General features: G+C 62.3%; 23 protein-coding genes. 9 read left to right on the top strand and 14 right to left on the bottom strand.

What is annotated here, in order from left to right; all coding sequences use genetic code 11:
• Positions 1-470: 470 nt before the first annotated feature.
• From ASD03_RS21240 to ASD03_RS21215, 6 genes are all read right to left on the bottom strand, one after another.
• Entirely contained in the window at positions 471-1,463 is a 993-nt protein-coding gene (locus tag ASD03_RS21240) for an ABC transporter substrate-binding protein (RefSeq protein ID WP_025428124.1), read from the bottom strand.
• A 97-nt stretch (positions 1,464-1,560) separates the two neighbouring features.
• Entirely contained in the window at positions 1,561-2,430 is an 870-nt protein-coding gene (locus tag ASD03_RS21235; protein WP_057216122.1) for an ABC transporter permease, read from the bottom strand.
• Positions 2,427-3,311 carry an ABC transporter permease gene (locus ASD03_RS21230; RefSeq protein WP_025428122.1) on the bottom strand — a complete coding sequence of 295 codons (885 nt, stop codon included), beginning with the start codon at positions 3,309-3,311 and terminating at the stop codon, positions 2,427-2,429. Before ASD03_RS21230 ends, ASD03_RS21235 begins: the two co-directional genes overlap by 4 nt.
• A gap of 2 nt (positions 3,312-3,313) precedes the next feature.
• Positions 3,314-3,649, bottom strand: coding sequence for a hypothetical protein (locus ASD03_RS21225; protein ID WP_025428121.1), 336 nt, complete (start codon positions 3,647-3,649; stop codon positions 3,314-3,316).
• On the bottom strand, positions 3,646-4,068 hold the full coding sequence (locus ASD03_RS21220; RefSeq protein WP_225906277.1) for a GNAT family N-acetyltransferase: 423 nt from the start codon (positions 4,066-4,068) through the stop codon (positions 3,646-3,648). Before ASD03_RS21220 ends, ASD03_RS21225 begins: the two co-directional genes overlap by 4 nt.
• Before the next feature lie 43 nt (positions 4,069-4,111).
• Positions 4,112-4,903: an ABC transporter ATP-binding protein gene (locus tag ASD03_RS21215; RefSeq protein WP_025428119.1), complete on the bottom strand. Its 792-nt coding sequence runs from the start codon at positions 4,901-4,903 to the stop codon at positions 4,112-4,114.
• 121 nt (positions 4,904-5,024) lie between these two features.
• On the opposite strand from ASD03_RS21215, the gene ASD03_RS21210 reads away from it, so the two are divergent.
• Positions 5,025-5,438, top strand: coding sequence for a cupin domain-containing protein (locus ASD03_RS21210; protein ID WP_025428118.1), 414 nt, complete (start codon positions 5,025-5,027; stop codon positions 5,436-5,438).
• Positions 5,439-5,536: 98 nt separating this feature from the next.
• On the opposite strand, the gene hydA is transcribed toward ASD03_RS21210, so the two are convergent.
• Together hydA and ASD03_RS21200 are read right to left on the bottom strand one after the other, a co-directional pair.
• Positions 5,537-6,991, bottom strand: a complete 1,455-nt coding sequence (gene hydA, locus ASD03_RS21205) for a dihydropyrimidinase (protein ID WP_025428117.1) — start codon at positions 6,989-6,991, stop codon at positions 5,537-5,539.
• A gap of 82 nt (positions 6,992-7,073) precedes the next feature.
• The gene (locus ASD03_RS21200) at positions 7,074-8,324 is read right to left on the bottom strand and encodes a Zn-dependent hydrolase (RefSeq protein WP_025428116.1); all 1,251 of its coding nucleotides are present in this window, start codon (positions 8,322-8,324) and stop codon (positions 7,074-7,076) included.
• 285 nt (positions 8,325-8,609) lie between these two features.
• On the opposite strand from ASD03_RS21200, the gene ASD03_RS21195 reads away from it, so the two are divergent.
• On the top strand, positions 8,610-9,263 hold the full coding sequence (locus ASD03_RS21195; RefSeq protein WP_025428115.1) for a TetR family transcriptional regulator C-terminal domain-containing protein: 654 nt from the start codon (positions 8,610-8,612) through the stop codon (positions 9,261-9,263).
• Between the two features lie 12 nt (positions 9,264-9,275).
• Here ASD03_RS21195 and ASD03_RS21190 read toward each other — a convergent pair whose 3' ends face one another.
• The 4 genes from ASD03_RS21190 to ASD03_RS21175 form a co-directional block, all read right to left on the bottom strand.
• On the bottom strand, positions 9,276-10,205 hold the full coding sequence (locus ASD03_RS21190; RefSeq protein ID WP_051509177.1) for a DMT family transporter: 930 nt from the start codon (positions 10,203-10,205) through the stop codon (positions 9,276-9,278).
• A gap of 48 nt (positions 10,206-10,253) precedes the next feature.
• The gene (locus ASD03_RS21185) at positions 10,254-11,930 is read right to left on the bottom strand and encodes an adenylate/guanylate cyclase domain-containing protein (RefSeq protein WP_025428113.1); all 1,677 of its coding nucleotides are present in this window, start codon (positions 11,928-11,930) and stop codon (positions 10,254-10,256) included.
• A 139-nt stretch (positions 11,931-12,069) separates the two neighbouring features.
• Positions 12,070-12,228, bottom strand: coding sequence for a VOC family protein (locus tag ASD03_RS40695; RefSeq protein ID WP_143347943.1), 159 nt, complete (start codon positions 12,226-12,228; stop codon positions 12,070-12,072).
• A gap of 128 nt (positions 12,229-12,356) precedes the next feature.
• Entirely contained in the window at positions 12,357-13,256 is a 900-nt protein-coding gene (locus ASD03_RS21175; protein WP_025428111.1) for a LysR family transcriptional regulator, read from the bottom strand.
• Between the two features lie 106 nt (positions 13,257-13,362).
• On the opposite strand from ASD03_RS21175, the gene ASD03_RS21170 reads away from it, so the two are divergent.
• Complete coding sequence (locus tag ASD03_RS21170; RefSeq protein ID WP_025428110.1) at positions 13,363-14,385, top strand: NAD(P)-dependent alcohol dehydrogenase; 1,023 nt, start codon at positions 13,363-13,365, stop codon at positions 14,383-14,385.
• A 54-nt stretch (positions 14,386-14,439) separates the two neighbouring features.
• On the opposite strand, the gene preA is transcribed toward ASD03_RS21170, so the two are convergent.
• Together preA and ASD03_RS21160 are read right to left on the bottom strand one after the other, a co-directional pair.
• Positions 14,440-15,753 carry an NAD-dependent dihydropyrimidine dehydrogenase subunit PreA gene (gene preA, locus ASD03_RS21165; protein WP_025428109.1) on the bottom strand — a complete coding sequence of 438 codons (1,314 nt, stop codon included), beginning with the start codon at positions 15,751-15,753 and terminating at the stop codon, positions 14,440-14,442.
• A gap of 20 nt (positions 15,754-15,773) precedes the next feature.
• Positions 15,774-17,135, bottom strand: a complete 1,362-nt coding sequence (locus tag ASD03_RS21160; RefSeq protein WP_057216119.1) for an NAD(P)-dependent oxidoreductase — start codon at positions 17,133-17,135, stop codon at positions 15,774-15,776.
• Between the two features lie 312 nt (positions 17,136-17,447).
• On the opposite strand from ASD03_RS21160, the gene ASD03_RS21155 reads away from it, so the two are divergent.
• The 6 genes from ASD03_RS21155 (at position 17,448) to ASD03_RS21130 (ending at position 23,556) form a co-directional block, all read left to right on the top strand.
• Positions 17,448-18,401 carry a sugar-binding transcriptional regulator gene (locus tag ASD03_RS21155; RefSeq protein ID WP_025428107.1) on the top strand — a complete coding sequence of 318 codons (954 nt, stop codon included), beginning with the start codon at positions 17,448-17,450 and terminating at the stop codon, positions 18,399-18,401.
• A gap of 209 nt (positions 18,402-18,610) precedes the next feature.
• Entirely contained in the window at positions 18,611-19,921 is a 1,311-nt protein-coding gene (locus ASD03_RS21150; protein ID WP_025428106.1) for a sugar ABC transporter substrate-binding protein, read from the top strand.
• Positions 19,922-20,064: 143 nt separating this feature from the next.
• Positions 20,065-20,937 (top strand): sugar ABC transporter permease, encoded by an 873-nt coding sequence (locus ASD03_RS21145; RefSeq protein WP_025428105.1) that lies wholly within the window; start codon positions 20,065-20,067, stop codon positions 20,935-20,937.
• A gap of 5 nt (positions 20,938-20,942) precedes the next feature.
• On the top strand, positions 20,943-21,773 hold the full coding sequence (locus tag ASD03_RS21140) for a carbohydrate ABC transporter permease (protein WP_025428104.1): 831 nt from the start codon (positions 20,943-20,945) through the stop codon (positions 21,771-21,773).
• Positions 21,774-21,784: 11 nt separating this feature from the next.
• Positions 21,785-22,786 (top strand): ABC transporter ATP-binding protein, encoded by a 1,002-nt coding sequence (locus ASD03_RS21135; protein WP_025428103.1) that lies wholly within the window; start codon positions 21,785-21,787, stop codon positions 22,784-22,786.
• On the top strand, positions 22,783-23,556 hold the full coding sequence (locus tag ASD03_RS21130; RefSeq protein WP_025428102.1) for an L-iditol 2-dehydrogenase: 774 nt from the start codon (positions 22,783-22,785) through the stop codon (positions 23,554-23,556). Before ASD03_RS21135 ends, ASD03_RS21130 begins: the two co-directional genes overlap by 4 nt.
• The last annotated feature ends 14 nt before the right edge of the window (positions 23,557-23,570 follow it).

Genomic DNA, 23,570 nt, shown 5'->3' with positions numbered 1-23,570 from the left:
ATGCAATCAAGCGATTTTCAGTTTCGCCGACGCTTGTCTTCGCGGATTAAGCGAAACAAGGCATAGGCGCACGGCCATTTTCATTCATGCGCCACTCGCACGGTATCAGACCGTGAGCGCGGGCAGGACGGGGAGAGGCTCCCGCAGGCAAACTATTCGGAAAAATCAACTCCTCCGTGTTGCTTGCCTCCAACAAACATCCGCGCCTATGTAATCTTCACATCATCTGCTTACAAGTGCGGTGAAGTGATGGTTCCTCAATATTTCTTCCGTTCTGCAATCTTGGTTGCAATCTCGACACGATCTTGACAATCGAGGCGCATCAACGGCCCGTTGGCCCCGAATTGCCACCCCCACGCCCGGAAATTCGAGGCAACCTTAGCGGGCCATGAAAGGCCTGCACGCAAACGGAAGAGGGCCGCGCGATGGCTGTCGCGCGACCCTCTTCTGTCATTCGGTTTGTTTTCTTCCTACTTCAACGCGGCGTCGGTGATCTCGTGCGTCCAGGCGCCTTCCGGCTCCTTGGAGATGACCGGATCGGAACCGCCCGAAAGCAGCGACTGCACGGTGCGCTTGTAGTCGGCTTCATCCAGGGCGCCGTTCGAACCGGCGGTCAGCTTGGCCACTTCGCCCATCATGCGCTTCTGGTGCTTTTCGGTCTGGGCACCGGTTGAGTCATTCTCGAGAACGATGTCGGCTGCTTCATCCGGGTTCTGTTCGGCATACTTCCAGCCCTTCATCGAGGCGCGCACGAACTTGACCATCTTTTCCTTGAAGGCCGCATCCTTGAGCTTGTCTTCGAGCACGTAGAGGCCATCTTCGAGTGTCGCCACGCCCTGGTCTTCATACTGGAATGTCACGAGATCGTCCGGCTTGATGCCGGCATCGATGACCTGCCAGTACTCGTTGTAGGTCATGGTCGAGATGCAGGCCGCCTGCTTCTGGATCAGCGGATCGACGTTGAAGCCCTGCTTCAGGACGGTCACGCCTTCCGGGCCGCCGTCCGTCGGGATCTTCAGATGCGACATCCACGACAGGAACGGATACTCGTTGCCGAAGAACCAGACGCCAAGCGTGTGTCCCTTGAACTTGTCCGGGCTGGTGACGCCGCTCTCCTTGAGGCAGGTCAGCATCATGCCCGACTTCTTGAACGGCTGAGCGATGTTGACGAGCGGCACGCCCTTTTCGCGGGTGGCAAGGGCTGACGGCATCCAGTCGACGACGACGTCGGCGCCTCCGCCGGCAATCACCTGCGCGGGCGCGATATCCGGGCCGCCGGGCTTGATATCGACGTCGAGCCCTTCTTCTTCGTAGAAGCCCTTGTCCTTGGCGACGTAGTAGCCGGCAAACTGCGCCTGCGTGACCCATTTCAGCTGCAGTGTCACCTTGTCGGCGGCTTCGGCATGGAATGCTGCGAGCGAAAAGACGCCTGCGGCGAGAAGCGATGCAAGTCTCTTGTTCATGTCAGTTCCCTCTTGTTTTTGTTTCATTGTGTTTGAAGTAGGCAATTCGGGACGGAAAACCGTTTCACACTTTTCCTGGAATTGCTCCACGGTGTTCTCAGGCGCGCCCTCCGCGAATGGAAGGATGCCAGAAGGTGACGGCGCGCTCGATGAGCGCCACCACCCCGTAGAAGGCCGAACCTGCCACCGCCGCGACGGCGATTTCGGCCCAGACCATGTCGACGTTCATGCGGCCCACTTCCGTGGAGATCCGGAACCCCATGCCGACAATGGGTGTCCCGAAGAATTCGGCGACGATGGCGCCGATCAGCGCCAGGGTGGAGTTGATCTTGAGCGCGTTGAAGATGAACGGCCAGGCGGCCGGCAGGCGCAGCTTGACGAGCGTCTGCCACCAGGAGGCGGCATAGGTGCGCATCAGGTCGCGCTCCATGTGGCTGGACGCTGCCAGTCCGGCGATGGTGTTCACCAGCATCGGGAAGAACGTCATGATGACGACGACGGCGACCTTGGACTGCCAGTCGAAGCCGAACCACATGACCATGATCGGCGCAACGCCGATGACCGGCAGCGCCGAGACGAAGTTGCCGAGCGGCAGCAGCCCCTTTTGCAGGAATGGCGAGCGATCGATGAGGATGGCGACGACGAAACCAAGGCCGCAACCGAGGGCATAGCCTGTTAGCACCGCCTTCAGGAATGTCTGGCGGAAGTCTGCCGCCAGTGTTGGCAGCGAGTTGATCAGGCGCTGCCAGATCATCGACGGTGCCGGCAGCAGGACGGAGGGTACGGAAAAGCCGCGCACGATGCCTTCCCAGAGCACCAGCAGGATGATGCCGAAGAGGAGCGGTACGGCGAAATGTGCGGCCCGGTTGGCGGCTTCGCTTTGAAACCGCTGGCGCACCAGCCATTCGTTGAAGGCCCAGGCCGCAAGCCAGAAGACGACGGCACCAATCAGGATCGGAAGATTCATGGCTTGGCCCCCATGCGCTTCAGGACGGCGGTGTGTGCAAAGCCGACGATCATGACCAGCACCGCCGCAAGCGCTGCCGCCATGAACAGCGCCGACCAGATCTGCACCGTCTGGCCATAATAGGAACCGGCGAGCAGGCGCGCGCCGAGGCCGGCTACGGCACCTGTCGGCAGTTCGCCGACGATGGCGCCGACGAGCGAAATTGCGACGGCAACCTTCAGCGAGGTGAAGAGATAGGGCATCGATGACGGCCAGCGCAGCTTCCAGAAGGCCTGCGCTTGCGAGGCATTGTATGTGTGCATCAGATCGAGTTGGATCGCCTCGGGGCTGCGCAGGCCCTTCACCATACCGACGACCACGGGGAAGAACGAGAGATAGGTCGAGATCAGCGCCTTCGGCAAAAGCCCGGAGATGCCGATCGCGTTGAGGACGACGATGATCATCGGCGCGATGGCGAGGATCGGGATCGTCTGGCTGGCGATCACCCAGGGCATCAGCGACCGGTCCATGGCGCGGTTGTGCACGATGCCGATGGCCAGGAGAATGCCGAGTACAGCGCCGATGCCGAAACCGAGCAGAGTGGCCGAAAGCGTGATCCAGGCGTGATAGACCAGGCTGCGTTTCGAGGTGATCGGCTTGTTGACGGTCGTATCCCAGATCTCGGCGATAACCTGGTGCGGTGCCGGCAGAACGGGGCGCTCCTGCGCCATGGTGTTGTGAACGATCTGCGAGAAACTGATCTCGGTGCCGGCGCGGGCAGCGGTGTCGCGCTCGAACGGCGCGTTCAGGAACACGACTGCAATGTACCAGACCACGATCAACAGCGCGACGACGGTGCCGACTGGCAAGAGCTTGTCCCTGAGGAAGCTTTCTTCTCTCATCGTCATGCCTTTCCGCTTGCCGGCAGCAAAATCAGGCCCATGGCGGCGATGCCGAGCATGACGCCGGCCGCCTGGGTGAGGCTCAGCTTTTCGCCGAAGACGGCAAAGGCAATGATGTTGACGAGAACCAATTGCACGATGGCTGACAACGAGATTGCAAGGCCAAGCCCGCCGTCGCGCATCAGCTTCACCATGATGATGTTGCCGACCATGTAGAGCCCGAGGGCCAGAACCAGCACGCCGACATGGCTGTTGGAGACATAGGCGCGCGAAGCCGTCGCGCCGCCGAGAAAAATGGTCGTGGCAAGCAGCAGCCAGAGGACATAGGCAAGGTTCATGGCCGTACCCCCGCTCCACGCCAATGGTAGAGAATGTCAGGCAGGCCTTCCTCGTTGTCGCCATCGGTGCGGCTTACGGCAGAGAAGCCCTGGCGTTCGTAGAAGCGCTGGGCGTTGCCGTTTGCCTCGAAGGTCCAGAGGTTCAACTCTGTTGCGGACAGCGACCTCGCGGTCTTGAGCAGATTGCTGCCGACGCCCACGCCGCGGTGGACGTCGTCGACATAAAGCGCCGTTACATAATGATCACTTGAGAGCGCCATGAAGCCTGCGACCCGGTCGTTGCGCTCGGCAACGATCACGGTCCGCTCGGGAAAGACCGTCTCGAGATAATATCGCTCGACGTCGGCATGCTGGTGTATCCGCGGCATCCACGGCGTCGCGTCGATCCAGCGGTTGAGAATGTCGGCGCAGGCACTCATGTCGGCCCGTGTTGCAGGACGGCAAATGGTCGAAGACGCCCCGCTATTCCTCATAGCTGTGCCCCGCTCTCAGGCCCTCGCGCACGCGATGGGCGACCTCGAGAAACTCAGGCGTTTCGCGAATGCCGAGCGGGCGCTCTCGCGGCAAGGGCGATTCGATGATGTCGGTGACGCGGCCGGGGCGAGGGCTCATCACCACGATCCTGGTGGAGAGATAGACCGCTTCGGGAATGGAATGCGTGACGAAACAGATGGTCTTGTTGGTACGGGCCCAGAGCTTCAACAGCTGCTCGTTCAGATGATCACGAACAATCTCGTCAAGCGCGCCGAAGGGCTCGTCCATCAGGAGAAGATCGGCGTCGAAGGCAAGCGCGCGGGCGATCGACGCGCGCTGCTGCATGCCGCCCGACAGTTGCCATGGGTATTTCTTGCCGAAACCGGCGAGGTTGACGAGATCCAGCGTGCGGTCGATGCGCGCCTTCTGCTCCTGCCTGTTGTAGCCCATGATTTCGAGCGGCAGGGCGATGTTCTTCTCGATGGTGCGCCAGGGATAGAGGGCGGCCGCCTGAAAGACATAGCCGTAGGCGCGTTGCCGCCGCGCTTCCTCGGGCGTCATGCCATTGACGGTGATCGTACCGGAGGTCGCCTTTTCCAGATCGGCGATGACGCGCAGGAACGTCGTCTTGCCGCAGCCGGAGGGGCCGATGAAGGAAACGAAATCCCCCTTGGTCACATCCAGATTGACGCCGGTCAGGGCGTTCACCGGGCCGTCGGCGGTCTCGAAGGTCAGACAGAGGTCCCGGGCCGAAACCACGGATGCGGTATTGGACGTCATCGGCGAATACTCATTCTGGCTTGGCTGTGTCAGACTGCTATCCGGACCGGCAACATGCAATCGCGGATTTGTAAGCGGAGCCGTTTGCTGCTGGTTTTTCAGGGAATTCTGGAGAACAGTCATGTCTCGATCATCCAATCCTGGCTGTCGCGTGGTTCGCCCCGGCAGCGGACATGCCGGAAAGCAGGGGCTCAGCTATTTCGAGGGCATCGCGGCGGAAACCGTTGGGGCGACCGGCATCTGCATGCACCTCCTGACAATCCCGCCCGGCGCCCGTGCCAAGGCGCATCTGCACGAGGACCATGAGACGGCGATCTACGTGCTGTCGGGCGAGGCGCACACTTGGTTCGGCGAGCGGCTCGAGGAGCATGCCGTCGTTCGCGCCGGCGAGATGTTCTACATTCCGGCCGGCGTGCCGCACCTGCCGGCAAACCTCTCCGATGCACCCTGTTCGGCCGTGATCGCCCGCACCGACCCCAATGGGCAGGAAAGCGTCGTCCTCTTGCCGGAGCTTGACGCTCTCGTGCCCGGGTGACGCGACCAGCAAACGCGCCGAAGCGTCCCGCCGGTGCGGCGGAACATGTCCGGTGGGACAGAGTGGTGGGAAGACGTGCAGGCCGTGAAGCACGGGGATCACACGCCTGTTGCCGGGATGCCGCTGCGCTGGACGGCGCGGGGGGCGGTGACTTCCTTCCAGGTGGTGAGCGCGGTGCTGACGGCCGGGAACGGATCGCGGCGGACGAATTCGCCATGGCCCTCGCGCGTCTTGACCGTGTTTTCCTCGATGGCGACGACGCCGCGCGTCAGCGTGTAACGCGGCAGGCCCTTTACTTCCTTGCCCTCGAAGACGTTGTAGTCGATCGCCGACTGCTGGTTCTTGGCCGAGATCGTCTTCGACCGCTTCGGATCCCAGACCACCAGGTCGGCGTCGGCGCCGACGAGAACAGCGCCCTTCTTCGGGTAGATGTTGAGGATCTTGGCGATGTTCGTCGACGTGACGGCCACGAACTCGTTCATGGTGATGCGGCCGGTGTTGACGCCGTGGGTCCACAGCATCGGCATGCGATCTTCAAGCCCGCCGGTGCCATTGGGGATCTTGGTGAAATCGCCGACGCCGGAGCGCTTCTGCTCTGAGGTAAAGGCGCAATGGTCGGTCGCGACCACCTGCAGCGAACCGGATGCGAGGCCGGCCCAGAGACTATCCTGGTGCAGCTTGTTGCGGAACGGCGGCGACATCACGCGGCGGGCGGCGTGGTCCCAGTCCTTGTTGAAATATTCGGTTTCGTCGAGCGTCAGGTGCTGGATCAGCGGTTCGCCGAAGACGCGCATGCCCTTGGCGCGGGCTCGGCGGATTGCTTCATGCGCCTGTTCGCAGGAGGTGTGGACGATGTAGACCGGGCTGCCCGCCATGTCGGCGATCATGATCGCCCGGTTGGTTGCCTCGCCCTCGACTTCGGCCGGCCGCGAATAGGCATGCGCCTCCGGGCCGTTGTTGCCTTCCGCCAGCAGCTTCGCCTGCAATTGGGCAACCACGTCGCCGTTTTCCGCGTGGACGAGCGGCAGCGCACCCAGGCCGGCACAGCGCTGGAAGGACGAGAACATCTCGTCGTCGTCGACCATCAACGCGCCCTTATAGGCCATGAAGTGCTTGAAGGTGTTGATGCCTTTGTCCCTGACGATGGTCTCCATCTCGTTGAAGACCTGCTCGCTCCACCAGGTGATCGCCATGTGGAAGGAATAGTCGCAGTTGGCGCGGGTCGACTTGTTGTGCCACATATCCAGCGCTTCGAGCAGCGACTGGTTGGGCGAGGGCAGGGCGAAATCCACGACCATGGTCGTGCCGCCGGCGAGTGCTGCCCGGGTGCCACTTTCGAAATCGTCGGAAGAGTAGGTACCCATGAAGGGCATTTCGAGGTGGGTGTGCGGGTCGATGCCGCCGGGCATGACGAAACAGCCGCTGGCGTCGAGCGTTTCGTCGCCTTTGAGGTCCGGGCCGATCTCGATGATCCTGCCGTCTTCAATCTTCACGTCCGCCTTGTAGGTCAGATCGGCGGTGACGATGGTTCCACCCTTGATGACAGTGCTCATTGATTTTCATCCTCGCGATTGTGCTTCCGGTGGCCCTTGGGCCGCCACGAAAAAGGGCGGAACTTTCGTCCCGCCCGCAAACTCATTCGACGATTTCGGCCGTTTCAACGACGGCGTGGAAGAGGACGTCGGCGCCGGCGCCGGCCCACTCCTTTGAGATGTCCTCCGCCTCGTTGTGGCTGAGGCCTCCGACGCAGGGGCACATGACCATGGTCGCGGGCGCGACCTTGGCTGCCCAGCAGGCATCGTGTCCGGCACCTGAGATCAGGTTCATGTGGCTGTAGCCGAGCCTTTCGGCGGCGTTGCGCACGGCAGTGACGAGTTTCGGATCGAAGGTCACCGGTTCGAAGTGGCCGATGGCCTCGACGGAGCAGCCGACGCCGAGCGCATCGGCGATCTCAGGCGCTTCCGCCTCGATCTTGGCGCGCATGCGGTCGAGCTTGGCCTTGTCGGGCGAGCGGATATCGACGGTGAAGACGACCTTGCCGGGCAGCACGTTGCGCGAGTTGGGCGAGAAGACCACCTGACCGACGCCGCCGACGGCGCCCGGCTGGTTTTCCATCGCCACGCCCTGAACCATCTCGATGATCCGCGACATGGCCAGGCCGGCATTGACGCGCATGTTCATCGGGGTCGAGCCGGTATGCGCCTCGCGCCCGGTCAGTGTGAACTCCAGCCACCACAGGCCCTGACAATGGGTGACGACGCCGATATCCTTGTTTTCGGCCTCGAGGATAGGGCCTTGCTCGATGTGATATTCGAAATAAGCGTGCATCTTGCGGGCGCCGACCTCTTCGTCGCCGACCCAGCCGATGCGCTTCAGTTCGTCGCCGAAGGCCTTTCCTTCCGGGTCCTTGCGGGCGTAGGCAAATTCCTGGCTGTGCACGCCGGCAAAAACGCCGGAGGCGAGCATCGCCGGCGCAAAGCGCGCGCCTTCCTCGTTGGTCCAGTTGGTGACGACAATGGGGTGCCTGGTCTTGATGCCGAGATCGTTCATCGAGCGCACGACCTCGAGGCCCGAGAGCACGCCGAGCACGCCGTCGAACTTGCCGCCGGTCGGCTGGGTATCGAGATGAGAGCCGACATACACAGGAAGGGCATCCGGGTCGGTGCCGGGCCGGGTGAAAAACATGTTGCCCATGGTGTCGACGCCCATGGTCAGGCCGGCCTGATCGCACCAGGACTGGAAGAGCTTGCGGCCCTCGCCATCCTCGTCGGTCAGCGTCTGGCGGTTGTTGCCGCCGGCGATGCCCGGGCCGATCTTGGCCATGTCCATTAACGTATCCCACAGGCGGTCGGCATTGACGCGCATGTTCTCGCCAGGTGCTGCCACGGCGGTCTCCTCATTTTTTTGGGCGGCACCTTGGGTGGTGCATGCCCCTCACGTTCCCTTGGTCAAATCCAGGCTTGGTTTTTTCTGGTGCCCTTCGATCAGTCGTTGCCTTTGCTGGCGAACTGGCTGATAATTTGACCGGTTGGTAAAACATTACAACTTCCGTTGCGGCACTCAAGTCGGAAAAACAAAAAAACGAAGTTGTTGCCCGAAAAGATGGCGGCGCCGAAATTTGGGCAGATACGACCTGTGCGGATGAACGCGCAGGCACCTGCAGGGGGCGAAATGGTACTTCCGAGAGCGGCCAAGACCCAGAGGCGTACACGCATCCAGGAGGAGAAGGAAGAGCGCATTCTGGAGGCAGCGCTGGAGGTGTTTTCGGCGAACGGCTTTCGCGGCGCGACCGTCGATCAGATCGCCGATGTGGCCGGCATGTCGAAGCCGAACCTGCTCTATTATTTCCGCACCAAGGAAGCGATGCACCGCGCGCTGATCGATCGCGTGCTCGATACCTGGCTTGATCCGTTGCGTGCCTTCGACGCCGAGGGAAACCCGGTTACCGAGATCCGCAGCTACATCCGGCGGAAGCTGGAGATGGCGCGCGATTTCCCGCGCGAAAGCCGGCTCTTCGCCAATGAGGTCCTGCAAGGCGCGCCGCATATCGAAGACGAACTCAAGGGGCCGCTGAAGGAGCTTGTCGATGAGAAGGCGGAGGTCATCCGCGCCTGGACCAAAGCCGGCAAGATCGCCAAATGCGACCCCTACCACCTGATCTTCGCGATCTGGTCGACGACGCAGCATTATGCCGACTTCGACGTGCAGGTGCGCGCCGTGCTCGGGCAGGGCAATTCCGGCGAGGGTCGGTTCGAGGATGCGGCGCGGTTTCTCGAGCGCCTGTTCGTCGACGGGCTGCAGGTGAGCGAACAGCCTGCCGCCTGAGCGCCGTTGGGATCAATCCGGCAGCAATGCCATCAACGCCAGCCCGCAGGCCGTCGTCAGTGCCCCGGCGAGAACCGGCAGGCTGACCCAGCCGTGACCGAGAATGCCCTCAAGCAGAATGATGAAGCTGGGCGTCAGATAGCCGTAGCCGAGCACTTTCGACGATGGCAGGCGCAGGGATGCGTATTGCAGCAGGAGGAAGGTGATCGCGGTGGTGACGACGGCCAAATATGCGACGGCGATCCAGACGATGGCCGGCAGGCTTGGAAAGTCGGTGCTGGCAAGGCCTGCGGCGCCGGGTACAAGCAGCCACGGCACGGTGCAGGCGGCAACCCAGAAGCCGAAGGCGAAGGGGTTTTCCTTGCGGTCGAACTTGCGGATCAGCGGCACGTAGATCGCGTGGCAGATGACGCCGACGAAGAAGATCAGCTCGCCCTGGCCGATGTCGAAGGCGAGGATTGCCTGGATGTTGGCGCGAAAGATCACCCAGACGGCGCCAAGTGCTGCGATGATCAGGCCTGCGAGCACGCCGGGACGGGTGTGCTGGCTGAGCAGTAGAAAGGCAAAGCCCGCGCTCAAGAGCGGCATCAGCGTGAAGACGGCGCCCGTCGACACCGGGTCGGTGAATTCCAGCGCCTTGAACATCGTCAGCATGTAGACGGCGATCAGCCCGCCGAGGATGAGGAAGCGCCACAACTGCCTGGGGATCCGAAACGGCACCCTGGCGTAACCGAAGGTGAGCACGCCAAGCACCACGACGGTCAAGAGATAGCGCCAGAGCGTCAGCGGGCCGGCGCCCATGTGCTGTGCCGCCAATCCGCCGAAGGAGAAGGAACCGGCGATGAGCGCCGAAAAGGTCAGCATCGCCAGATGCGCCTTGAGCTTTTCGACGCCCTTGGCGTGGCTCTGGTGCGCCGTTTTCGGCGAGACATCCTGTTTCATGCTGGCTTCCGGATCCGGTGCTGAAGACTCGAGCGAGCGCCCATACACCTAAGCCGGAGCGGGTGAGGGTTGCAAGGCCTTGGCGATATCGCCGGCATCTTCGACGATCCAGGTTTCGAGGGTCGCCTGGCGTCCGCGAAGGCTGATGTCGAGCCGCTTGTGCGCCTCCATCACCACACCGGCGCGATTGACGAGCTCGGCCGAAACGGCGAGTTGGGCGTCGTGTTCCTTGGCAAGGCCTTCGAGCCGGCTTGCCGTATTGATGGTATCGCCGACGGCAGTCAGAGACGTCGCCTGTCCATAGCCGATCTCGCCGATGATGGCTGGGCCGGCATGCATACCGATCGCGATCCGCAGCGGCTCGTCGAGCTCGCCCTGGAAGGTCTGGTTGAGAGCATCGATGCCCTTGGAAATGCGCACCGCGGCTGCAAGCGATTGCTGGCAGGCCTCGGTAAACGAGTTCTTCAGGCCGAAGATTGCCAGCGCGCCATCGCCGATGAACTTGTCGATGACCCCACCGGAATCCTCCACCGCCTCGCCGACCATCTCGAAATAGCGGTTGAGGAGGAAGACCGTATCGAAGGGCAGCTTATGCTCGGCGATGCTGGTGAAGCCGCGCAGGTCGCAGAAGAGCACGGCGATACGCCGCTCGCGCCCCTCGCCATCCTGGCGCACCAGCTGCTTCTTGATGCCGATGCTGTCGGTATCGAGGATAGGCACGACGGTGACGTTGTGGATTGGACGGAACTGGCAGGCAAGGCGGACATTGTCGGGTGCGCCGATCCGTGTCAGCGTCGTCAGCTCGGCATCTTCCGGCCCCGGCTGGCCTTCGAGACCCTGAATCACGCGCACGCGGCAGGTAGAGCAGCGGCCGCGACCGCCGCAGACCGAGACATGCGGGATGCCGGCGGCGCGGCTTGCCTCCAGCACGCTGAAGCCGAGATTGACGGTGGCGACACGGCCATCGGGGTAGCGCACGCGGATGCGCCCACCCTTGGGCAGGACGCGCAGGGCAAACGTGCCGACGATCAGCCCGGCAAAGCCGAGATAGAGACCGAGCCGGATATTCTCGAGCAGGTCGACATCGAAGGCCGGCTTGGCTTCAGCGCTGTCGCCATAGCCGCCATGCTCCGCATAGACGCGCTCGACCGAGCGGGCGCCGCTGAAGAAGCCGAGAAGCGCGAAGATCGGCACGAGGATCGCGATCGTGTAGAGCAGGACCTCGTAGCGCGGAAACCAGGTCCGTCCGCGCATCCAGAACCAGGCGCCGAGGCAGCCGTGGCTCCAGGCGAGCAAAAGGGCGAGAGATTGGCGAGTGGCATTGGTCCAGCTGGACCAGAGCGCCCGCAGCATGCCGGGATAATCGGCCTCCACTCCGGTCAAAAGCGGTTCGACCCGTGCGGCGGTCACGTGGCCCAGCAGCAGGAAGGGCAGGCTGAGGCCGAAGACGATCTTGAGCGCTTCGCGCATCGGCATGCGCAGCGTCTGGCGGCGATACAGGCTATCGAGTGCCATCATGAAATGCGCAAGCAGCGCACCATAGAGCAGCACCGTGCCGGGCACGCTGTGCCAGGCGACGTTGAAGACCTTGCGGCCGGACTCCATGGCATCGATGGAGATCAGTCCGAGCGAATGGTTGAGAAAATGGGCAAGGATGAACGTACCAAGCACTGCCCCGGAAACGAGGTGAATGCGCTTGCGTCTATTGGCGGAAATGATCGTCAAATAGCGAGCCCAGCTCTGCCGGCGAAACACCGGCTTCGGTTATTTCCCCCTTTATTATCCAGATCGCATACGCCGACAACTTACCTTTTCTACACAATCTGTTTCGTTATCGTGTCTTGCGCGTCATTGGCCACTGGCGCTATTCGGCGGGGTTCGGCTGCCAAAGCTCGATCGGGTTGCCTTCGGGGTCGTAGAGCCTGGCGGAGCGGCCGTTCGGATAGGTTTGCGGGTCGGCTGTCACCTCGATGCCCGCAGTACGAAGCTGCTCCGTCATGGCGTCGACGCGGAAGTTCAGCATCCACATCTGTTGGCTTTGGCCGAAACAGTCGGTGTCGCGCTTGAACGGGGCGAAGACGGTGCTGCCGGCGCGTTGCCTCCTTGCTTGGCTTCCGACGCCTCCGCTCGCAACAGGGATAGCCGTTGGCGTCATTCCATCATGGGCGGCAGCCGCGCGGCAAGGGTATCGATGAGCAGCCGCAGCTTTGGCGGCATATATTGGGTTTTCGGCCAGACGACATAGGTGCCGTAGGACAGAGCGGGCACATCGGCGAGTATCTGCACGAGCGAGCCGGAAGCGATGCGGTTGCCCACCAGCCAGCAAGGCAGCCAGGCGATGCCGAAGCCGTCGGCCGCCGCGTCGGCGATCGACGTCAGGTCGTCGAGCCGCAGACGCGCCGGCGGCGTGACGGTCTGCGTCTGGCCGGCCTTCACTGGAAAGGACCAGGCGAGAGGTTGTCCGCTGCGCCGATAGAGGATCGCCTGGTGCGCCGTCAGGTCTTCGATAGTCTCCGGTGCGCCATTCGCTTCGATATAGGCCGGGGAGGCGCACACGGTCATGCGCTGGTCGGCGATCTTGCGCATCATCAGTTCGGGCTCATCCCGTTGCGGGCCGGTGCGGATGGCGAGATCGAAGCCGTCCTCGACAAGGTCGACGTTGCGATCGCTGAAGTTGAGGTCGAACTCCAGCCGTGGATGTTGCTGCAGCAGTTTCGACAGCAACGGCATGATGCATTGGCGGCCGAAATGCACCGGCATCGACAGGCGCAGCCGTCCCTGTATCTCCTGTTTGCCGGATTCCAGCAGCGCCTCGCCGGCTCTGATTTCGCTGAGCGCCCTCTGGCAGTTTTCGTAGAACAGCTGACCCTCGTCGGTCAGGCTCTGGGTGCGGGTGGTGCGATGAAACAGGCGCACGCCCAGCCTTTGCTCCAGCTTGGCGACGGTCTTGCCGACGGCTGAACGCGACAGGTTGAGCCTTTCGGCGGCGGCGGAAAATCCGCCCGCGTCGGCCGCCTCCACGAACACCGAAACGCCGTTCAGGTAGCTCATCTTGTATCCCTCATGGAACCAATATGACGAAATCATATCGCAACTGGAGAGATAATTTCAACGCTATGCTTTCTCCATCAGATCAAATCCGATGAAAGGAAAGACCATGGCGAGACTGATGAAGGAATGGACCATCGATGCGTTCGGCCCTCAGAACCTGAAGCTCACGGAGCGGCCGATCCCACAGGCGGGGCCGGGCGAGGTGCTGGTTCGCACGACCGCCTTTTCGCTCAACTTTCGCGACAAGCTGGTGCTCGAAAACGGCATGGGCATGCCGCTCGTCTTCCCCTTCGTGCCGGGCTCCGACATGGCCGGCGTCGTCGAGGCGGTCGGCAGCGACGTGACGCGCTTTCAGGCCGGCGATCGGGTCATTTCCGTCTTCGACCCCAGCTGGATCGACGGTCAAAAGCCGGGAACGGCCCGTCAACCGACGTCGTTTGCGCTCGGCGGTCTCAATCCGGGCGTTGCTTCGGAATATGTCACGTTCCCGCAAGACTGGTTCGTCCATGCGCCAAAGAGCCTTGACGATGGCGAGGCAAGCACCTTGCCCTGCGCCGGTGTAACGGCCTGGTACGCGCTGGTCGAGAAGGGGCGGCCGAAGGCCGGCGACCGCGTCGTCGTGCAGGGGACGGGTGGTGTCGCGCTGTTCGGGTTGCAGATCGCCAAGGCGCATGGGGCCGAAGTCATCGTCACGTCGGCAAGCCGGGACAAGCTCGATCGCGCCCTCGAGCTCGGTGCCGACCATGGCATCGACCGCCTGTCGGAAGACTGGGTGGAGCGTGTGCTTGAGATCACCGGCGATCACGGCGCCGATCATATCCTGGAGCTTGCCGGTGGCGCCAATCTCGGCCGGTCGCTGCATGCGGTGGCGGTGCAGGGACGGATCTCGGTCATCGGGGTGCTCGAAGGCGCCGAGATCTCGGCGCCGGCGCCGCTGGTGCTGTTGAAATCGCCTGTCATCCAGGGCATCGGCGTCGGCCATCGCCGGGCGCTTGAGGACCTCGTCGCGGCTGTCGATCAAACCGGTCTGAAGCCTGTGGTCGATGCGCGCTATCGGTTTGCGGATTTCCGCGAGGCACTGGCGCATCTCGATCGCGGCGCCTTCGGCAAGGTGGTGGTCGCGGTCTGATCGAACACCAATTCCCGACGCCGCCGGACAAGAATCCGGCGGCGTCGGTTTTGGTCATTCCGCTGCCTGGCGGGCCATCGGATTGTTCGGATGCGTCGTCCAGTTGGCATAGTTCGGATCGACCGGCTTGCCGGTGCGTTGGTCCATGGCGCCTGCCGGCAGTTCTTCCATGGTGATGCAGTTCTCGACGGGACAGACGCTGACGCAGAGGTTGCAGCCGACGCACTCGTCGTCCATCACCTCGAAGTGGCGCACGCCGTTGACGAACTGGGTGATCGCCTGGTGCGAGGTGTCCTCGCAGACGATGTGACAGCGACCGCATTTGATGCAGGAATCCTGATCGATCTTGGCCTTGGCGATGTAGTTGAGGTTGAGGTACTGCCAGTCGGTGACATTCGGCACGGCGCGACCGGTGATGTCGTCGAGGTTGCGGTGACCCTTGGCATCCATCCAGTCGGACAGGCCGGAGATCATTTCCTGGACGATCTTGAAGCCGTAGGTCATTGCCGCGGTGCAGACCTGCACGTTGCCGGCGCCAAGCACCAGGAACTCGGCCGCATCGCGCCAGGTGGTGATGCCACCGATGCCTGATATCGGCAGGCCGTAGGTTTCCGGATCGCGGGCGATTTCGGCGACCATGTTGAGCGCGATCGGCTTGACCGCCGGGCCGCAATAGCCGCCGTGGGTACCCTTGCCGCCGACCGTCGGGTTCGGGGCGAAGTTGTCGAGATCGACGGAGACGATCGAGTTGATCGTGTTGATCAGCGACACTGCGTCGGTGCCGCCGGCCTTGGCGGCGCGGGCCGGCTTGCGGACGTCGGTGATATTGGGCGTCAGCTTGGTGATGACGGGCATGCGCGTGTACTGCTTGCACCAGCGAACGACCATTTCGATATATTCCGGCACCTGTCCGACAGCGGCGCCCATGCCGCGTTCGGACATGCCGTGCGGACAGCCGAAATTGAGCTCGATGCCGTCGGCGCCGGTTTCTTCGACCAGCGGTAGGATCGCCTTCCAGGCCTCTTCCTCGCAGGGCACCATGATCGATGCGATCAGGGCCCGGTCCGGCCAGTTCATCTTGACCTGCTTCATTTCCCGCAGGTTCACATAAAGGTCGCGGTCGGTGATGAGCTCGATGTTGTTGAAGCCCAACAACCGGCGGTCGGCGCCCCAGATCGCGCCGTAGCGCGGGCCGTTGACGTTGACGACAGGCGGTCCTTCCTCGCCGAGCGTCTTCCAGACGACGCCGCCCCAGCCTGCCTTGAAGGCACGCTCGACGTTATAGGCCTTGTCCGTCGGCGGCGCGGACGCCAGCCAGAACGGGTTCGGGGATTTGATGCCGACAAAATTGTTGCGAAGATCAGCCATTGTTCCGTTCTCCCGATCCGTTATGCAACGGCGCTCGCGCGCGGCATGGCCGCGGCGAAAGCCCGGTTGATCGCTTCAGCGGCATCGCGGCCCATGGCGACGGCGGAGACCGTCAGGTCCTCGCCACCCAGCACGCAGTCGCCGCCGGCCCAGACATTGGCGAGCGAGGTCTTGCCTTCGGCATCGGTGACGATGCGGCCGGCTTCGAACGTGAGCGATCCGAGGCCGGACGCCTCGAAGGACTGACCGATCGCCTTGAAGATCTGGTCTGCGGCAATGATACCCGTTTCGCCCGTCGTCGTCAGCTTTCCATCGACGAGCGTAGTGTATTCGAGTTCGATCCCGGCGACCTTGTCGTCCTTGAGCGCGATGCGCTTGGGCTGCAGCCAGTGGCGGATGGTGACGCCCTTGGAGGTGGCCAGGTCCTGCTCGAACTCGGACGCGTTCATGTGCTCCTTGCCGCGGCGATAACAGATCGTCACTTCCTCGGCGCCGAGCAGCTTGGCCTGGACGGCGGCGTCGATGGCGGTCATGCCGCCACCGAGAACCACGACCCGGCGACCGACCGGAATGTCGGCCTTGGTCTTCGACTGGCGAAGGGCGGCGATGAAATCGACGGCGTCGTCTACGCCCTCGGCGGTTTCGCCTTCGAGGCGCAGCGCGTTGACGCCGGCAAGGCCGAGACCGAGGAAGACGGCGTCATATTGTTCGGTCAAATCGCCAAGCGAAAAATCGCGGCCGAGCGCCTGGCCGTGGCGGACTTCGATGCCGCCGATCGACAGCACGTAGTCGACCTCGCTCTGGGCGAAATCGTCGACGGACTTGTAGGCGGCGATGCCGTATTCGTTGAGGCCGCCGGATTTCTCACGGGCATCGTAGAGGACGACCTCGTGGCCCTTGACCGCAAGGCGGTGGGCGCAGGCAAGCCCCGCTGGCCCGGCGCCGACGACGGCAACCTTTTTGCCGGAGGTCGCAGCGCGGGTGTAGAACTGCTTGTTCTCCTTCATCGCGATATCGGTCGCATAGCGCTGGAGGCGGCCGATCTCGACCGGACGCTCCTCAGCCGTGTTGCGCACGCAGGCCTGCTCGCAGAGCGTTTCGGTGGGACAGACGCGGGCGCACATGCCGCCCAGGATGTTCTGGTCGAAGATCGTCTTTGCCGAGCCGATGGGGTTGCCCGTCGATATCTGCCGAATGAACAGCGGGATATCGATGGAGGTGGGACAGGCCGTCATGCAGGGCGCGTCATGACAGAAATAACAGCGGTCGGAGGCGACCAATGCCTCGTGCCTGTCGAGGGCTGGATGGAGGTCGGAGAAATTGGTTTCGTAGTCCGCGAGCGGCAGGCGGCCGCCGAGGATCCCAGATTGCGTCGTTCCCATTTTTGGCTCCCAATGTTTTCTCAGGATGATGGAACGGTAACACGCTTTATTTTTTTATCAAACGGTAAAAGTTTGGCATCGAAATGCTGGGAAAGCCTTGCGATCCGGGGATTTGCTGCAGACCTGCCAAGCCATTGTTCTTGACTGCTGTTTGACAGGGCAGGGCAAATAGTGGCAGCAAATCAGAGCGGGATGAGGAAAAGTGTGTGCGGTTTTCCGCCCGCATCCCGCTCTAACTTAGGGGAAGCGATCGCGATGTTTTGAGTTGATTCGACCCAAAACATCGCGATCGCGGGGGAATGGAGAAGTGGCATGGCGCGACGGGCTGAGGCGAACAACAGGCTTGATGATGCTGCCCGCGCGGGCTGGTTATACTATGTCGCCGGCCGTACCCAGGACGAGATCGCCACGGTCATGGGCATTTCGCGCCAATCGGCCCAGCGGCTGGTTTCGCTTGCCATGGCGGAGCGCCTGATCAAGGTCAGGCTCGATCATCCGATTGCCGCATGCCTGGAGGCTGCCGAACGGCTTCGGGAAAAATACGAGCTAAAGCATGTGGACGTGGTTCCGAGCGATCCCGGATCGAGTTCGACCACGGTCGGCATCGCCGAGGCAGGGGCCGCCGAGATCGAGCGCTGGCTCAAATTAACCGAGCCCCAGGTTCTGGCGATCGGTACGGGCCGGACCTTGAAGGCGGCGATCGACCAATTGCCGGCGATGGAATGTCCGCAGCATCGCATCGTGTCCTTGACTGGCAATATCAGGCTCGACGGCTCGGCCGCCTATTACAACGTCATCTTTAGCATGGCCGATGCCGTCAAGGCGCGGCATTTCCCGATGCCTTTGCCGGTTCTCGCCTCCTCGCCGGAGGAGCGCGCGGTGCTGCACAGCCAGAGCCTCGTCCAGGTGGCGTTGAAGCTGGGCGCGGAGGCGAATGTCGCCTTTGTCGGTGTCGGCGAACTCGGCCCCGAGGCGCCGCTTTGCCAGGACGGATTTCTGTCGCAGGACGAGATGGGGCAGCTGACGAAGTCCGGCGCCGCAGGGGAAATCTGCGGCTGGATGTTTGACCACGACGGCGCATTGCTGGCGGGCAGTTTCAACGACCGTGTCGCCTCCGTTCCTCTGCCATCGCGCGACAATGCGTCGGTGATCGGGCTTGCCAAGGGGCGGCGCAAATATGAGGCGCTGAAGGCCGCGCTCAAGGGGCGGATCATCAACGGCATTATCACCGATGAGGCGACCGCCGCCTATCTGCTCAACGCCTGATCGCAGCGTTTCTGCTTGGGAAGGGCCGGCCATGCGCCGGCCCTTTGGCGTTCATATCACCACCTGCTGATAAAAAATCCGCAATCAAAACAGATTCATAACGGCTCTGGTTGCAGCGCAGCAACGAAAGCGGATTGACATTTTTTCACAAGAAGTGAGTAATTGCTCATGAGCAAGGCAAATGCTCAATTTCTTCTGGGAGGAAGTCGATGAATTTGAGAACTTTCCTGCTGAGCACGTGCTCGGCAGTCGCTCTGGCAGGTCTGGCCCAAGCAGAAACGCTGACCATTGCGACCGTGAACAACGGCGACATGATCCGAATGCAGAAGCTGGCGGATGAATTCACGTCCAAGAATCCGGACATTACGCTCGAGTGGGTGACACTCGAGGAAAACGTGCTGCGCCAGCGCGTGACGACGGATATTGCCACCAAGGGTGGCCAGTACGACATCATGACCATCGGCACCTACGAAGTGCCGATCTGGGCCAAGCAGGGCTGGCTTATGCCGCTCGACAATCTCGGCGCCGACTACGACGTCGACGACCTGCTGCCGGCGATCCGCTCGGGCCTGACCATAGACGACAAGCTCTATGCCGCACCGTTCTACGGCGAAAGCTCGATGGTGATGTACCGCAAGGACCTGTTCGAAAAGGCCGGGCTGACCATGCCCGACGCGCCGACCTGGGACTTCATCGCCGACGCGGCGCGCAAGATCACCGACAAGGGCAACGAAGTCTACGGCATCTGCCTGCGCGGCAAGGCGGGCTGGGGCGAGAACATGGCCTTCCTGACCGCAACCGCGAACGCCTTCGGCGCCCGCTGGTTCGACGAGAACTGGAAGCCGCAGTTCGACCAGCCGGAATGGAAGAACGCGCTCGACTTCTACGTCAAGCTGATGAATGACGCCGGACCGCCCGGTGCATCCTCGAACGGCTTCAACGAAAACCTGTCGCTGTTCCAGACCGGCAAATGCGGCATGTGGATCGACGCGACGGTTGCGGCCTCGTTCGTGACCAACCCGAAGGAATCGACGGTTGCCGACAAGGTGGGCTTCGCGCTTGCACCTGACACTGGCCTCGGCAAACGCGGAAACTGGCTCTGGGCCTGGAACCTTGCCATCCCCGCCGGTTCGCAGAAGGTGGCCGCGGCCGAGAAGTTCATCGCTTGGGCAACCGGCAAGGACTATCTGAAGCTCGTTGCCGACAAGGAAGGCTGGGCCAACGTTCCTCCGGGCACGCGCACATCGCTCTACGCCAACCCTGAGTACCAGAAGGCAGCGCCCTTCGCGAAGATGACGCTCGACTCGATCAATGCAGCCGACCCCAAGAACCCGGCCGTCAAGCCGGTGCCCTATGTCGGCGTGCAGTTCGTGGCGATCCCTGAATTCCAGGGGCTCGGCACAGCAGTCGGGCAGCAGTTCGCGGCGGCTCTTGCCGGTCAGATGACCGTCGACCAGGCGCTTGCCAGCGCCCAGCAACTGACCGAGCGTGAGATGACCAAGGCCGGCTACATCAAATAAGGCTCCCAAGGGCCCGGGGTGCCGGCCGCAAATGGTTGGCGCCCCGGTAATTCCTGGAGGCAGTCAAGGGGCCCACGCGGGTAAACGCGCTGGCCCGACCCGATCTCGAAACAGCGTTGAATTCCGTCATTTGGGGGGACGCCATGGCGACCTTGCACACCCGCTCCGCCGCGCGTTTGATGATCGCGCCCTCGGTGCTTCTGCTTCTGGCCTGGATGATCGTTCCGCTGGCCATGACAATCTACTTCTCATTCCTGCGCTACAATCTCTTGATGCCGGGAATGGAGGAGTTCGCGGGCTTTTCGAACTACAGCTACTTCCTCACCGATCCCGCCTTCTTCCAGGCGATCTTCAACACGCTCGCCATCGTGCTGGGCGTGCTCTTCATCACCGTCGTCGGCGGCATTGCGCTGGCGCTTCTTCTCGATCAGCCGATGTTCGGTCAGGGGATCGTGCGCATCCTGGTGATCGCGCCGTTCCTGATCATGCCGACCGTCGCCGCGCTGGTGTGGAAGAACATGTTCATGAACCCGGTCAACGGGCTGTTCGCCTGGCTGGCCAAGCTCTTCGGACTGCAGCCCTTCGACTTTCTCGCCAATGCACCCCTGATGTCGGTGATCCTCATCGTCGCCTGGCAATGGCTGCCCTTTGCGACGCTGATCCTTTTGACGGCGCTGCAATCGCTCGATGAAGAGCAGAAGGAAGCAGCCCAGATGGACGGCGCCAGCGCCTGGAGCCGCTTCATCTATCTCGTGCTGCCACATCTTTCTCGTGCGATCACCGTGGTGATCCTGATCCAGACGATCTTCCTGCTCTCGGTCTTTGCGGAAATCCTGGTGACGACCAATGGCGGTCCGGGCACGCAGAGCACGAACCTCACCTTCCTCGTCTATGCGCAGGCCCTGCTGCAGTTCGACGTGGGCGGCGCATCCGCCGGCGGCATCATCGCCGTCATCCTCGCCAACATCGTCGCATTCTTCCTGATGCGCATGATCGGCAAGACGCTGGAGGCTTGATACCGATGGCACGCACTGTCTCCACCCAAAGAAAGATCGTCGTCACGGTCGTCGCCTGGACGATCGGCATCCTGATCTTCTTCCCGATCCTGTGGACGTTCCTGACGAGCTTCAAGACCGAGGCAGAGGCGATCGCCTCGCCGCCGTCCCTGTTCTTCTTCGACTGGACGACGGAGAACTATCATGAGGTCCAGAGCCGATCGAACTACTTCCTGCACTTCATGAACTCGGTCGTCATCTCCTTCGGCTCGACGCTGATCGGCCTGATCATCGCCATCCCGTCTGCCTGGGCGATGGCGTTCTCGCCGACCAAGCGCACCAAGGACGTGCTGATGTGGATGCTCTCCACCAAGATGATGCCGTCGGTCGGTGTGCTCGTGCCGATGTACCTGTTGTTCCGCAACACCGGCCTGCTCGATACCCGCACCGGCCTCGTCATCGTGCTGACGCTGATCAACCTGCCGATCATCATCTGGATGCTCTACACCTACTTCAAGGAAATCCCCGGCGAGATCCTCGAGGCGGCACGCATGGACGGAGCATCGCTGTCCAAGGAGATCATCTATGTGCTGACGCCGATGGCGATCCCGGGCATCGCCTCGACGCTGCTCCTCAACATCATCCTTGCCTGGAACGAGGCGTTCTGGACGCTGAACCTCAGCGCCGCGAAGGCGGCGCCGCTCACGGCCTTCATCGCCTCCTATTCGAGCCCCGAAGGCCTGTTCTACGCCAAGCTCTCGGCGGCCTCGACCATGGCGATTGCCCCCATCCTCATACTCGGCTGGTTCTCGCAGAAACAGCTCGTGCGCGGCCTCACCTTCGGCGCGGTCAAATAAGGGATACGACAATGGGAAACATTACACTCAGAAACGTCTCGAAGGTCTTCGGCGCCCATGCCGTCATCCCGTCGATCGACCTCAATATTGACGATGGCGAGTTCGTCGTCTTCGTCGGCCCGTCGGGCTGCGGAAAATCGACGCTGCTCAGGCTCATCGCCGGGCTAGAGGATGTCAGCGATGGTGAGATCGTCATCGACGGCAAGAACGCCACCGAGCTGCCGCCAGCGCAACGTGGACTTTCGATGGTGTTCCAGTCCTATGCGCTCTATCCGCATATGAGTGTGCGCTCGAACATAGGCTTCCCTTTGAAGATGGCGAACGAGGACAAGGCTGTCATCGACAAGAAGGTGGCCGACGCAGCGCGTGTGCTCAACCTGACCGACTATCTCGACCGCAAGCCTCGCCAGCTTTCCGGCGGCCAGCGCCAGCGTGTCGCCATCGGCCGCGCGATCGTGCGCCAGCCGAAAGCTTTTTTGTTCGACGAGCCTTTGTCGAACCTCGACGCAGCACTGCGCGTCAACATGCGGCTCGAAATCAGCCAGTTGCACCAGGATCTGAAGACGACCATGGTCTACGTCACCCACGATCAGGTGGAAGCCATGACCATGGCCGACAAGATCGTGGTTCTCAACCGGGGGCGCATCGAGCAGGTCGGCTCGCCGCTCGACCTCTATCACAAGCCGGACAATCTCTTCGTGGCGGGCTTCATCGGGTCGCCGCGGATGAACTTCGTTTCCGGTGCGCCGGCTACCGCCTACCAGGCGCACACTATGGGCATCCGGCCCGAGCATCTGGTGCTTTCAACGGAAAACGGCACCTGGGCCGGCACGGTCGGCGTTGCCGAGCACCTGGGCTCGGACACCTTCCTGCACGTCAACGTCGACAATATCGGAACGATGACCGCGCGTGTCAGCGGCGATTTCGCCGTCGCCCACGGGGACCGGGTGTTCCTGACGCCCGACGCCCAGCGCGTCCACAGGTTCGACGACAAGGGACTGGCAGTTCGATGAAACGTCTTCACGGGAAAAGCGCGCTGATCACCGGATCCGCGCGGGGTATCGGTCGTGCCTTCGCCGAAGCCTATGTGCGAGAAGGCGCCACAGTGGCGATTGCCGACATCAATCTGGCGCGGGCGCGTGAGACCGCATCGGAAATCGGCCCGAGCGCCTATGCCGTCGAGATGGATGTGACGCAGCAGAACTCCATCGACGCGGCGATCGCATCGGTTGTCACCGAGGCCGGTGGTCTCGATATCCTCGTCAACAACGCCGCGCTCTTCGATCTCGCGCCGATCGTCGAGATCACGCGTGAAAGCTATGACCGGCTGTTTTCGATCAATGTTTCGGGGACGCTGTTCACGATGCAGGCGGCTGCCAAACAGATGATCGCCCAGGGCAGGGGCGGCAAGATCATCAATATGGCGAGCCAGGCAGGCCGGCGCGGCGAGGCGCTGGTCGCCGTCTATTGCGCCACCAAGGCAGCGGTCATCAGCCTGACCCAGTCGGCGGGGCTGAACCTGATCAAGCACGGCATCAACGTCAACGCCATTGCGCCCGGCGTCGTCGATGGCGAGCACTGGGACGGCGTCGACGCACTGTTTGCCAAATACGAGAACCGCCCGCGCGGCGAGAAGAAGAGGCTCGCGGGAGCGGAAGTCCCCTATGGGCGCATGGGAACGGCCGAGGATCTCACGGGCATGGCGATCTTCCTCGCTTCTGCCGAGAGCGATTACGTCGTTTCGCAGACCTACAACGTCGATGGCGGCAACTGGATGAGCTGAGGCCCGTCTCCGGA

Origin of the sequence: Ensifer sp. Root127 (assembly GCF_001425225.1) — a bacterium.
GTDB classification, from domain to species: Bacteria; Pseudomonadota; Alphaproteobacteria; order Rhizobiales; family Rhizobiaceae; genus Ensifer; species Ensifer canadensis.
Note: the sequence above shows the minus strand (reverse complement) of the source record. Positions and strands in the feature narration are given on the sequence as shown.

Excerpts from the sequence above, each read along its gene's own strand:
- ASD03_RS21150 (WP_025428106.1), top strand. The coding sequence starts at position 18,611 with ATGAATTTGAGAACTTTCCTGCTGAGCACGTGCTCGGCAGTCGCTCTG.
- ASD03_RS40695 (WP_143347943.1), bottom strand. The coding sequence starts at position 12,228 with ATGCTGAACTTCCGCGTCGACGCCATGACGGAGCAGCTTCGTACTGCG.
- ASD03_RS21210 (WP_025428118.1), top strand. The coding sequence starts at position 5,025 with ATGTCTCGATCATCCAATCCTGGCTGTCGCGTGGTTCGCCCCGGCAGC.
- ASD03_RS21235 (WP_057216122.1), bottom strand. The coding sequence starts at position 2,430 with ATGAATCTTCCGATCCTGATTGGTGCCGTCGTCTTCTGGCTTGCGGCC.
- ASD03_RS21195 (WP_025428115.1), top strand. The coding sequence starts at position 8,610 with ATGGTACTTCCGAGAGCGGCCAAGACCCAGAGGCGTACACGCATCCAG.
- ASD03_RS21130 (WP_025428102.1), top strand. The coding sequence starts at position 22,783 with ATGAAACGTCTTCACGGGAAAAGCGCGCTGATCACCGGATCCGCGCGG.
- ASD03_RS21145 (WP_025428105.1), top strand. The coding sequence starts at position 20,065 with ATGGCGACCTTGCACACCCGCTCCGCCGCGCGTTTGATGATCGCGCCC.
- ASD03_RS21230 (WP_025428122.1), bottom strand. The coding sequence starts at position 3,311 with ATGAGAGAAGAAAGCTTCCTCAGGGACAAGCTCTTGCCAGTCGGCACC.
- ASD03_RS21220 (WP_225906277.1), bottom strand. The coding sequence starts at position 4,068 with ATGAGTGCCTGCGCCGACATTCTCAACCGCTGGATCGACGCGACGCCG.
- preA (WP_025428109.1), bottom strand. The coding sequence starts at position 15,753 with ATGGCTGATCTTCGCAACAATTTTGTCGGCATCAAATCCCCGAACCCG.
- ASD03_RS21190 (WP_051509177.1), bottom strand. The coding sequence starts at position 10,205 with ATGAAACAGGATGTCTCGCCGAAAACGGCGCACCAGAGCCACGCCAAG.
- ASD03_RS21225 (WP_025428121.1), bottom strand. The coding sequence starts at position 3,649 with ATGAACCTTGCCTATGTCCTCTGGCTGCTGCTTGCCACGACCATTTTT.
- ASD03_RS21160 (WP_057216119.1), bottom strand. The coding sequence starts at position 17,135 with ATGGGAACGACGCAATCTGGGATCCTCGGCGGCCGCCTGCCGCTCGCG.
- ASD03_RS21175 (WP_025428111.1), bottom strand. The coding sequence starts at position 13,256 with ATGAGCTACCTGAACGGCGTTTCGGTGTTCGTGGAGGCGGCCGACGCG.
- ASD03_RS21155 (WP_025428107.1), top strand. The coding sequence starts at position 17,448 with ATGGCGCGACGGGCTGAGGCGAACAACAGGCTTGATGATGCTGCCCGC.
- hydA (WP_025428117.1), bottom strand. The coding sequence starts at position 6,991 with ATGAGCACTGTCATCAAGGGTGGAACCATCGTCACCGCCGATCTGACC.
- ASD03_RS21215 (WP_025428119.1), bottom strand. The coding sequence starts at position 4,903 with ATGACGTCCAATACCGCATCCGTGGTTTCGGCCCGGGACCTCTGTCTG.
- ASD03_RS21170 (WP_025428110.1), top strand. The coding sequence starts at position 13,363 with ATGGCGAGACTGATGAAGGAATGGACCATCGATGCGTTCGGCCCTCAG.
- ASD03_RS21240 (WP_025428124.1), bottom strand. The coding sequence starts at position 1,463 with ATGAACAAGAGACTTGCATCGCTTCTCGCCGCAGGCGTCTTTTCGCTC.
- ASD03_RS21135 (WP_025428103.1), top strand. The coding sequence starts at position 21,785 with ATGGGAAACATTACACTCAGAAACGTCTCGAAGGTCTTCGGCGCCCAT.
- ASD03_RS21140 (WP_025428104.1), top strand. The coding sequence starts at position 20,943 with ATGGCACGCACTGTCTCCACCCAAAGAAAGATCGTCGTCACGGTCGTC.